At 51.0% G+C, this 11,892-nt stretch carries 4 protein-coding genes; 1 reads left to right on the top strand and 3 read right to left on the bottom strand.

From position 1 onward, the window contains the following. Together AB1757_06510 and AB1757_06505 are read right to left on the bottom strand one after the other, a co-directional pair. The gene (locus AB1757_06510; protein ID MEW6126674.1) at positions 1-5,709 is read right to left on the bottom strand and encodes a C25 family cysteine peptidase; all 5,709 of its coding nucleotides are present in this window, start codon (positions 5,707-5,709) and stop codon (positions 1-3) included. A 254-nt stretch (positions 5,710-5,963) separates the two neighbouring features. Further along, positions 5,964-6,206, bottom strand: coding sequence for a hypothetical protein (locus tag AB1757_06505; GenBank protein MEW6126673.1), 243 nt, complete (start codon positions 6,204-6,206; stop codon positions 5,964-5,966). 184 nt (positions 6,207-6,390) lie between these two features. Here AB1757_06505 and AB1757_06500 point away from each other — a divergent pair, with 184 nt between their 5' ends. Beyond that, positions 6,391-8,772, top strand: a complete 2,382-nt coding sequence (locus AB1757_06500; GenBank protein ID MEW6126672.1) for a tetratricopeptide repeat protein — start codon at positions 6,391-6,393, stop codon at positions 8,770-8,772. Between the two features lie 100 nt (positions 8,773-8,872). Here AB1757_06500 and AB1757_06495 read toward each other — a convergent pair whose 3' ends face one another. After that, on the bottom strand, positions 8,873-11,752 hold the full coding sequence (locus AB1757_06495) for a UPF0182 family protein (protein ID MEW6126671.1): 2,880 nt from the start codon (positions 11,750-11,752) through the stop codon (positions 8,873-8,875). Positions 11,753-11,892 lie beyond the last annotated feature (140 nt).

Below are 11,892 nucleotides of genomic sequence, written 5' to 3'. Positions count from 1 at the left end.
CTAACGGATTTTCATGGTCGGGTCGCCAAGCAAATTCCAACTCTTGCGACAATCCAAATCTTGAATTGCCGCTTTAGCCTGTTGTGCGGCTTCGCCAAACGTTACTCGCCCCCCGTTAAACAAGGCGCGATAAAACGCCTGATTCATCAATGCCTGACTTTGCGGGGGCGTCATTGCAGAGGATGACCAGACAGCGATGGCTCCGCCATCCGCTTTGATCAAGGCTTCGGCGAGCGATTCAATTAAAGCATCCGAAAAATAACCATTTAAACAGGTCATGTTGACAAACACTGCCGGATGGTCAATCCCCGTCAAAAATGGCACATCATCAGTGGTCAACAAATGTCCGCGCCAGATAGCCGATGAGCCATGACCGCTGTAATTAATCAATTTTTGCCCGCGCTGAATTGCCGCAAGCAGTTCGGCTTTGGCTGTCGCATCACTCATCTGTGAACGAAATATTTCCTGAACCGAAATTTGTCTGGGAATGAACTGACGCAACGCTTGCGATGCCTGTTCAAAATTGAATTGGCTGTCGTGGTCTGCAACCAAAACCATTTCACGCGATGGCGATGCCGTCTCGTATGCGATGAGTTTGCGAACCACTCGCTCAACCTCTTCAACGGTGCGCACCGGCAAACGACCAACCGGGAGATCGGAAATTCCGTCGCCGTTGAAATCGGCAAACCAGTCATCGCTTGCGGTTTCCAAAAATTGTGTGCCGACAATTTTAGTCGGCATCAAATCCTGCTCGCCAAACCCCAGATAATTTCTCTGGTCGTAGCTGGCATCACCGACAAGCATCAATGCGCGAGGTCGCCCGCGCCAGTTGCGATTCGCATAACTTAAAAAATCTTTAATCGCCTGCGGCGATTTATGCCCAAAAGCAAATTCATCAAAAATATCTTCGAGGTCAACGATAAGCGTTCGTAACCCTTGTTGGTTGCGTGTTTCTGCCAAGGTTTTCAAACTGTCAACGAATCTGCCATTGGTAATGATTAAAAAGTCTGCGGCATTTGACGGATGCTGCAATCTGGATGGCACATCGGCTTTCAGATAAACCGCCTGTTCTGCCTGATGGATGACGGTGGCAAACAACCGGCGTTCACCTTTACCGCTTGCTGTAAAGGTCGCCGAATAGCCTGCGCTTCCCTCTTCAATCGCCGCTTCAATTTCCAGAGGATTATCGCCATCGGTAATATCGAAAACCCGAACGGCTTTTGCAGTGAAACCGCTGACGGTAATTTGTTCGCCAGGATTGGCATTGAAATTTAATTCATCATTGTCGGCGTTGAATCGTCTCGGATAAGTCAGGCGGATGTAATTTACCAGGCTGAAATCATTCGTGGTGTTGAGCGATTGCAAGGTAACAATATTTTCACCTTCGCGGAGTAAAGCTTGCGGAAAGCTAAACGTTTGTTTGCCGGCTTGCTGCGCTTCATACTGCATAAACCCCAGTAACGAGCCGTTGAGATTTACACTAACGCGATGGCTTATCGCGGTCACGCCTTGCAAGGCGACTTCAAGAGTGGCGCGAACCGCTTTTGTTTCGCCGAGGTCTTTAAGCGTCAGGCGTTGATTGGTGGGATTATTGAGAACCAATGAACCGAAGAAATTTTCTGCCTCACCGTTTTGCAAAGCCGAGAAATAGATAAAGCGGTCTTGGCGTTCAACCGTACAGGGAAAGCTGCTGTTGAGCGGCAGTCCCTTCACGTTGGCAATTTTATTGAGGCGTTTGCCAAATTGCGGGCTGACAACCAACCAGTAAATGCGTTTATCGGTTGCCGGTGTATCCAATCCCAGTCCGTAAAATTCAAGCCCATCGCCATCATCCAGATGACCGTCCTGCTCGCCTGTCACTATGCAAGGAATCTCCCGTCCATCAACGAATAGTTGTAAACGTCTGGGGTCAAGGCGTTCATCAAGACCTGCGGCAATCAGTTCAGCCTTTGAAATACGAAACCATCCGGGGTGATTGATAGCAATTTTTATGGCTTTGCCGGATGCGAGAATCGGTTGAAGCGAAATCGCTGAACCTTCGCTTGCCGGATATTTGGCGACGGGCATCATCATCTGAGAATGCTTAGTGGGTGATGATGATTCGGCAAGTTTACTAAAGGATTCCGATTGAGCGCGCAGTGACGCGCGTCCACTGAGGTGTTGAATCAGGAAGGGACCGTGCCAGGTGGATTCGCCGCTCAGGTCAACATCTTCCAACCAGTACCGTTGATTTTGACAATCCGCGGTTTTGCAACCCGCAAGCGATGCATCCCATAGGCTGTAGCGTCCGCCCGAAGCGAGCGGCGTGTGTGAGCCAATTTGCAAAGCTGACCCGGCAATCAATTGCGCATTGATTTTCGTAAGTGTGCCGGATGATTCTTTGTGAATGTTAAAACCGAGATTATCGACTTCAAAACCGGTTTGCCATTCGAGCACTGCGCCATCGTCAAAAGCGGTGGCTTGAAACTGAATGAGGGTTATTGCAGTTGGGGCTGCCGGGGTAGCGATTGCCCAGGGTGAAAATGTCGAAATCCCTGTCGCTTCGACATAATTGTTTGCAGTATTCACCGTGCCATTTTTATCTTCCCAGGCGGAACCATTGTATCGCCATAAATGCAAATTGTTCTCATTCAAACTGCCAATTTCGGAATCGAGATAACGCAACCGCAAAGTCGCCGCATATCCTATACCGCCATTTGGTGAAATGGTATAGAGGCGATTGATGACGTTGGTTATACTTGAAGGCATTGATTTGGCTAAATTGATGGTGACATCCGCAGGCGGCGTCCCTGAATTAAAGGTGAGGTTATTATCAACATTGCCAAACGCGATGGTTGAGCCGTTGACGATACCTGTGCGCTTCACATTACCAACCACATCGCCAGCGCCGGTTGAGGTTGCTGAATTGGGCATGATTAAAACGAATGACCCGGTATTGAGATCGGTCGTCAGATTTAGCGCGCCGTTTACTGCAAGATTCGCAGCCAAGGTTACCCCCACTGAATTATTGATGGTTAAATTGGTGAAAGTGCCGTTGCCATTGCCGGCAATGGTTTGTGCGGCGCTGCCTTGAAAGATTGCATTCGGAATCGCTGAGGCGCTGTTATGCTCGAATAGCGAACCATTGAAGATGAGGGTGCCGCTTCCGGCAATTGTCCCTGCAACATTCAAGCTGCCATTTACGGTAAGTGTGCGACCAGCGTTGATGTTGAGGGTGCGACCGGAAGCCACCGTCAAGTTGCGTGCGGTCACGTCCGTTGAGGTAATATCTGTGATTCCGCCGCCGGGAAGATTAATGTCATCAGTTGCCGACGGCACTTGCCCGCCGCCCCAATTAGAAGCGGTATGCCAATCGGTGCTTGAACTGCTGACAAACGACGTAGCAATTTGATATTTGGCAAAGTACGTCGAGGGAACGATACCGGCAATTAAAAAACTGCCGCCGACAAAAGCGTCGCTGTTCGTCAACTTGATCGCTTTAACCTCGCCGCTCATGCCGCTACCTAGCGTTGTCCAATTCGCACCGTCCCAACGGGCGATGTGACTAGCGCCGGAGCCGCCCGCCGTTGTAAAAAATCCGCCGACATAGACATCCGCGCCGTTCACCCCTATCGCGTTGACGATACCGTTGACGCCGCTTCCCAAAGCCACCCAACTCGTGCCGTTCCAACGCGCGACGCCGCCAGTGAAGTCGCCGCCAACATAAAGGTCGGCGCTGTTCACGGCAATAGCTCTGACCGTGTTGCCGATGCCGCTACCCATCGCCGACCAACTCGTGCCATTCCATTTGGCAATACGAATGGCACTACCCCCGCCCGCCGTCGTAAATTGTCCACCTACATAAATGTCCGTGCCGCTTGCGGCAATGGCGTTGACGATGCTATCAACGCCATTGGTCGGACTGCCAAGCGCCGACCAACTCGTACCGCTCCACCTGGCGATTCGATTGACGCTGGCTCCCCCTGCCGCAGTAAAAGCCCCCCCGACATAAACCTCGCCGCTGCTGTTTACGGCGATGGCTTTGACTTCGTTGTTGACGCCGTTGGTCGGACTGCCGAGCGCCGACCAACTCGTGCCGTTCCATTTGGCAATGTTATTGGCGCTCACGCCTCCGGCGGTCGAAAAGAATCCGCCGACATAAACATCCGTACCGTTTACGGCAATGGCGTTGGCAATGCCCAGACCGGCAATGCCAACGAGACCCGTCCCCATCGCTGACCAGGTTGTGCCGTTCCATTTGGCTATACCGTTGGCGGGAATGCCGCCAACTCCCGTGAAGCGTCCGCCAACATAGACATCCGTACCGTTCACGGCAATGGCGTTGACAGCCCCCAGCCCATTACTGCCGATACCGTTGCCGCTAATAATCGCCGACCAACTGCTGCCGTTCCATCTTGCAAGGCAATTTCCCGCGCCGTTCCCAGCATTGCTAAAAAAACCGCCGACATAAACAAAACCCCCGCTCGCCGCAAAAGCATTGACGGTCGCGCTTTCGCCAATCACACCGTTATTGCTCAATGTTCCCAGCGCCGACCAACTGCTGCCGTCGAACCTGGCAACACGATTAACGCTGCCGCCGCCTGCCAGCGTGATGTTGCCACCGACATAAATATCCGAGCCGTTGACGCCGAGAGCGAAGACCGTGCCGCTAACGCCGCCGCCAACCGTTGACCAGGTATTCGTCGTCAGGTTGAAACGCGCAATGCCACTCGTGCCGCTAACCCCTGTGACGCTGGTGAAACTGCCGCCGACATAAAGAAAGCCGCCACTAATGGCAAGCGCATTGACGCTGTTGTTGAGCGAATTGGTGGCGATGTTGCCAAGCGCCGACCAAGTCCCTGTGGTGGTGGCATATTTAGCGACGCGGCTAACAGCGACGCCGTGGATATTGGTGACGCCGCCGCCGATATACAAATCGGTTCCATTGACGGCAAGCGAGTTGAGTCCGAGATTAGCGCCTGTGCCCGTGCCAACTGCCGACCAACTGCTGCCGTTCCACTTGGCAATGCGACTTGTGCCACTCACGCCGCTCATACTCGAGAAAAGACCGGCAGCGTAAAGGTCTGAACCGACGAAGGCGAGGGCGTTGACTGCGTTATCAGCGCCCGTGCCAAGCGCCGACCAAGTGCTCGTCGTGGTGTTCCATTTGGCAATCTTCGGGGTTCCGCTAACCCCGATAACGGTTGTAAAATCGCCGCCGACATAGATGTCCGCACCGCTAATGGCAATCGCATAGACCGAGTGACTAACACCGTTGCCAAACGCCGACCAGGTATTTGTAGTGGTGTTCCACCTGGCGATACGGTTGGCGGCGATATTGCCGATGGCTGTGAAGCCGCCGCCGAAATAAATATCCGAACCGTTAATGGTGATGACATTGACCGTGCTATTAGCACCGGGATTGTTGAATTGCGTATCCCATTTCTCGTCGCCCGCTGCCTGTGGCGACTGTTGAATAAAGCGCGGCTCTCCCGACTCGGTGGTTTCCATACGCCAACCGCTCGCATTCAAGCTGCCACTAAAACCGGTCTTCAAATTGAGCGTTCCGTCTGCATTGAGCATACTGGCAAGGGGTGAGGTTGGGCTGTCCTTCGCTGGCGATTTAAAGCCGGGTGCTGACGGCAAAATGGACGCGCTCGAAAAGATTGCCGGCAAGTTGGCAACTAAAATGAAAACCATACAAAGCGCGAATTTCTTGCGTTGAGTCATACCCATTCCTCCTTGCATTGGTGAATTATTGAGGTTTCGTTCCTGTTTGGCGCACGAAGACCGGTTGGAGCGCAACGACTCTGACGGTCTGTTTAAACTTGAACAGATACAACGGTCGTAGAACTCCTGAAGTTAGCTATCCTATTCAAAGTGATTCCTGGTTAATCTGCTCTATAGACCCGACTGGCTTTCCCAGCCCTGTTCATCTTTATGGCAATTCATTTGGGTCTAACCTGAACTTAGGACATTGACGGTTAGAGTTCGTCAGGAGCAGGTGAATTTGTACAAATGAGTAAGCTGCCATTGACAATTTGCATGGCGTGCGCCTGTCCTGTCTCAATCAACCTGACCAGTCTTTGAAGTTCATCATCTGATATCTTTGCCATATACCTGGTGGTCATCATTTCGACCTCACATTGGCAAACCGGACAATGACGGCGTAAAACTTCCACAGGCAAACTGAACGTTTTATGACGGCGGATGGTGATAATTTTCATCTTCGTGTTGCGTTTGATCATCGTTATTTTGCCTTGCAGTTGTGGTATAATCCGCGCCGTTATCCGGCGATTTGCTGCACCAGACCTCAAATCAGGTCATCACCACTTATGGCAAAATCGCCCGGTAAAGTAACGAAAAAGTCACGAGATTTTTCCGAAATCACCGAAATACAGGGTTTCAAACATGATGAATGAAGTGGGGCAGCGGGTATATTTTGCGGCAGGGGTCGAAATTCTCCTGGCGCAAGGCTGCATTCGCCGCGACGGCGAAACCTTCTTCCTGCGCCCAAAATCCCTGGCGGTGCTCACCTATCTGCTGGAACAACGCCAACGGCTGGTTACCAAAGACGAGTTAATTCAGGAGGTCTGGCAAGGCATCGCGGTAACGGATGACGCGCTGGTGCAGGCGATTGTCGAAATCCGCAAAGCCCTTGGCGACAATTCCAGACAGCCACGCTTCATCAAGACATTTGCCAAAACCGGCTATCGCTTTATCGGTAACCTTGATGAAATTCGCACCGGCAGTTTGATTTTTGAAGAGACCGAAGAAATCACCTCAGTTGAATATGAGATTCAAGAAGAAATTCAAAACCTGCCCGCCAACCGTGAAGCCTTATTCTCACCCACGCCTCCCCGGAAACCTTTTTTAAAGACTCGATGGGTGCAGGGGGTCGTCATGATTGCCGGATGCTTAATCATCGGATTGAGTCTGTATGCCGGAGTGAAATTATTGGCTGCCGGTCGTTCGACAGCCGAAGTCACTTTATCGAAAGCGCCGGGGAAAAAATCTGTGGCTGTGTTATTTTTTGAAAATCAATCCGCCACTGCGGAACTGGATTGGTTACGCGAAGGTCTGGCGGATATGATGATCACCAACCTGTCGCGTTCCAATCGTCTGTCGGTACTCAGCCGCCAGCAACTCCACCTTTTGTTTGAACGCACAGGACACCAGCGCGCCGCCACGGTTCGCCTGGATGAAGCTTTAGACCTTGCGCAAAAAACTCAAGCCGAAGTCATCATTCTTGGAAGTTTCGCTAAACTTGGCGATCAGGTTCGCATCGACGCGCAGATTCACGACACGCGCACCGGTAATCTCATCGCCGCCGAAGGGATGACAGCCGATACACCCGACCAGATTCTGGCAGGCGTTGATGCGTTATCACACAAACTCACGGCGCATCTCGGCGTAACCAGCGTAGAGAAAGAGCAGCCTTTCGCCGCCGTAATGACCGACAACATCAATGCCTATCGTTACTATTCGCTCGCGCTTGAGCAAACGCAGATGTTTCAATTCCCTGAAGCTCTCGAATTACTTGAAAAAGCCATAGCACTCGATAGCGAATTTGCGATGGCTTATGCGCGCATCGGTTATGTCTATGCAGTGCGCCTGGGGCAGGGCGACAAAGCCAAACCCTATTTTGCCAAAGCCCTCGAACTGGGCGAGCGGTTAAGCGATAAAGAACGATTGTTCATTGCCGCCTGGTCTGCCAACGCCAACTATGATACCGAGCAGGCAATCAAAACCTATCAGGAGCTTTTGGAAAAATATCCGCTGGAGGTTGAAGCCTATCAACGACTCAGTTGGTTGTTGCTGGCGCAGGAAAATTATGAAGAAACTCTGGCGGTTCTCAAACAAGGCGTGATTATTGACCCCGAGGCTAAAGACCTTTACAACGCGATGGGAGAAACCTATCAGATGCAGGGCAAAAATGACGAAGCCCAAGCGGCTTTTGAACGCTACATTCAACTCGCGCCGCAAGACCCCAATGCCTATGACAGTCTGGCAGCTTTTTATCAGTGGCTCGGTCGTTATGATGAAGCCATCGCAACATACAATCACGCTTTAACCATCAACCCGGAATCCGGCGTCAACATTATCCATCTCGGTCATACATACTTTCAGCAAGGTCGCTACCGTGCCGCGCTTGAACAGTACGAACGACTTGCGCAAATTGCTGCAAACGACCGCCAGCGCGCCCGCGCTCGTGAATGTCAGGCGTTTGTCTATTTGCAAAAAGGCGATCTCAAACGCGCCACCAATTTGGCAAAGCAAGTCATGCGACTGAATACGTTAAATAATATGAGCCTTCTGTATACGTTTTTGGCGCGAGGGGATCGCCAGGCGGTAGAGAATTTAAAACCTGAAGTCCTGGCGACCATTCCCTTCACACAGTATAAACATCGCGGTTTCTTGCGACTTTTCTACAGTCTGCAAGGCACGCTTGCTTTACAGGAAGGAAAATCCATTGAAGCTATCGAACATTTCAAAGAAACGCTGCGCCATCGCCCGCTCTCCTGGAATATTTATTCGTATGAAGATTGTCTCGCCAAAGCTTATCTACAACTCGGTCAGTTTGATGAGGCTATTGATGAATTTCAACGCATCTTGAAAATCAATCCCCATTATCCGCTGGCACATTTTTATCTGGCAGAGGCTTATGCGAGAAAAGGCGACGGCGAACAATCGCTCCGCTATTACCGGGAATTTCTGCAAACCTGGAAAGCGGCAGACGCAGATATTCCCGAAATCATCACCGCTAAAAAACGGCTCGCCGGTTTGAATTGAAAAAATGAAGTAAGACCCCTCGAAGTAGCGGTGTTTAACCGCGTCTTTGCAGGAAACCAAAAATGTCGTCAGCCCCCGACAGGCAACCAACTTTTCAGAGTTATTGTCCGCTTCGCCTTTTCGCCAGTTCGCTTAACACCTGTTTCAATTGATCAAGCTTCTCGCCGGCATCGCGATGTTTGCCTTCGGCAGACAGGCGTTCATAATCGGTAATGAGTTGTTGAGCCTGCTTCGCCAACCGCTCAATTTCCGATGGTTGCCCGGTTGACGGTTTATCAGTTGACGGTTTATCGGTTGACGGTGTGGGTGAGGGTTGCGCGACTTGACCACTAACCGGCGTTTGGGCTGCCAGTCCGGGCATCAACGCATTCAAGGCTTCTTCAAAAGTCTTTCCCGACACCAGCCGGTCTTGCGTGGCAATTGCCACCTGACGCAGTTCCGGCAACGGGCTGTTTTCGGCTTGCAGATAAAACGGCTCGACATACATCAAGGCATCGGCAAGCGGAATGACCAGCATACTGCCGCGAATCAGCCTTGAACCCTTTTGATTCCACAGGGTCATTTGCTGCGACAGGTAGGCATCCTGATTGACCCGGGCGCGAATCTGCGTGGGTCCATTAATCGTCACATTTTTAGGAAAACTATAAACCAGGGTGCGCCCATATTTTTCGCCATCGCTGCGCGCCGCCAGCCAGCCAATCATGTTGTTGCGCCCTTCACCGGCAGGCGTAAACGGTAAAATATTGGCAAATTCCAAACGCCCTTCGGTTCCCGGCAACTGCAACAACACATGGTAAGGGCGCATGTAATTGACCTCCTTATTTTGCGCATTCAGTCCTTCTTCGGTGGCAATCGCCCAGAGGTCTTCGTGATTATAAAAAGTCTGCGAGTTTTGAATGTGATAGAGGGTGTAAACAAATGCCTGCAAACTGACGAGCAAACTCGGATAGCGGACGTGTTCGCGCAAATCCTCCGGCATTTCGCTTGCCGGTTTGAAAAGCTGCGGGAAAATGTTTTGATACGATTTGATGATCGCGTCATCCGGTTCAAAGACATAAAACTTCGCCGTGCCTTCATAGGCATCGACCACCACTTTTACCGAGTTGCGAATGTAATTCACATTTTGACCGGCGGCTCGATAAGCCGTCGAATAAGGGTAACGGTCTGAATAGGTGAAGGCATCAATCATCCAGTAAAGTTTTCCGTCCTTGCCGATGACGATGTAGGGGTCATCGTCATACATTAAAAACGGCGCAATGGTTTTAATGCGCTGTTCAATATCGCGGCGCATCAAAACCCGCGAGTCCGCGGTTACATAATCGGAAAACAGCAGATTGGTTCCGTCGCCCAGATAAACCGAGAGCGCCAGTTTGCGGAACAATCCGCCAACCGCGATTCCCGATTGCCCTTCATATACATTGTAAGAATCGTTGTCGCCTTCTGCCGGATAGTTAAATTCAGGGAGGGTTCCGCCCTGGGGTTTGGTTTTCACATAGACATGGGAATCGGTCGATTCACCAAAATAAATTTCCGGGCGGGTGATTTTCAAATCCGGCGAAGCGCTTTCAACCGGCATATTTTTCAGTAAAAGATTGGGTTGCCCTTCGCTCGAAAATTCATTGACGGTTGACACGGTTACGCCGTACCCGTGCGTATAAACGATATGTTGATTGATCCAATTGCGCGATTGTTCGGGCAATTGCTCAACATCCATCTCGCGCGGCGCAAGCAGCACCTGCCGGAGTTTGCCATTGACGGTATAACGGTCAACATCGGGCGTTTCAAATTTGTAATAAGTACGAATCGCTTGAATTTGACCGAGCACTTTTTGCAGGGTGTCGCGATCCCAGAGCCGGAGATTATTCAAGGTGTCGCGATTGTTTTGAATGTGCGCGGGCGTCACGCTTGGCGTCGGTTGCAGGGGACGCTCTTCAAACCGGTCAACCCCGAAAGCCGTTCTGGTGGCGATGATGTTATGTTGAATGTAGGGCGATTCTTTCGCCAGTTCATTGGGCTTGACGGAAAACGAATAGGTCGATGACGGCAAAATGCCAATCGCAATCACCCACGTCGCCACGATAATAATGGCGCTCCAGACGATGATGCGCACACGTTTCATCACCAGGGCATTGGCAAGCAAAGCAACCAGGGCAAGCAGCAAAACCACAATAACGACGGTTAGACCGGGCAGACTCACATTGACATCGGTATAGTTTGCGCCGGAAAACAGGTCGTGTCGTTTACTGAGATATTCAAAGCGATTCAAATAGGTATTCAAGGCAAAACCAAGCGCAAGCAGCGCACTGGCAATGCTGATTGCCGCAACCGTTTGTTTATTGGTTTTCACCGTATCGCCGCCGCGCATGCGTTCGATGTAACTCACATATAGCGCCAGCAAACTTGTCGCAATAAACAGCACGAAACAGATGGCGAGAAACCAGTTGGCAAGCAAATCCCAGACCGGCAGTTTAAAGAGATAGAAACTGATATCGCGGTTGAAAATCGCATCCGTCACGCCGGTGTTTGCGGCGTTCAGGTAGAGCGCAAAATCCGCCCATTCGCTGCTCAGGTTCATTGCCGAAAAAAACGCCACGACCGCCGATAAAATCCACACTCCCGGACGATAAATCACCGGCAGCAAATTAATATCCCGAAGGTCTTGAACCGACGCGAATTTGACACGCGGACGTTCAGTGAGCGCCGGTAAAGCGCGATTCAATAAATAAAAGGGTAAACGAATCAGTAAAAAGGTGACGACAAAAAAGATGAGAAACAACCAGCCGCCAAGTTTGAATTTATACCAGTAGACATCCGAATAGCCTTCCGAAGAAAACCACAACGCATCGATGTAAATGGAAAGCAACGAGGAGCCGAACAAAAATAGTAAAACGACAATGGCAATCAGCCACCGAAGCCAGGGGCGGCGTTTGCGCGGCGTGATGTCAACTACGTCATCATCAATAAAAGATCCGTTTTCCATGCCGCAATCATAATTCAAGCCCGCACGCTCAGCAAATCAACATTGCGGCTCACTATTGCGGGTGCCATCGGGTTATTGAGTAGCGAACGCCACTTTTTATCAACTGCATATCGCGCGCGAAACAAACGGAATGATTTTGG

This window comes from Acidobacteriota bacterium, from assembly GCA_040754075.1.
Taxonomy (GTDB): domain Bacteria; phylum Acidobacteriota; class Blastocatellia; order UBA7656; family UBA7656; genus JBFMDH01.
The sequence above is the reverse complement of the archived record's forward strand: the minus strand, read 5'-3'. Positions and strand labels throughout refer to the sequence as shown.

Excerpts from the sequence above, each read along its gene's own strand:
- AB1757_06505 (MEW6126673.1), bottom strand. The coding sequence starts at position 6,206 with ATGAAAATTATCACCATCCGCCGTCATAAAACGTTCAGTTTGCCTGTG.
- AB1757_06495 (MEW6126671.1), bottom strand. The coding sequence starts at position 11,752 with ATGGAAAACGGATCTTTTATTGATGATGACGTAGTTGACATCACGCCG.
- AB1757_06500 (MEW6126672.1), top strand. The coding sequence starts at position 6,391 with ATGATGAATGAAGTGGGGCAGCGGGTATATTTTGCGGCAGGGGTCGAA.
- AB1757_06510 (MEW6126674.1), bottom strand. The coding sequence starts at position 5,709 with ATGACTCAACGCAAGAAATTCGCGCTTTGTATGGTTTTCATTTTAGTT.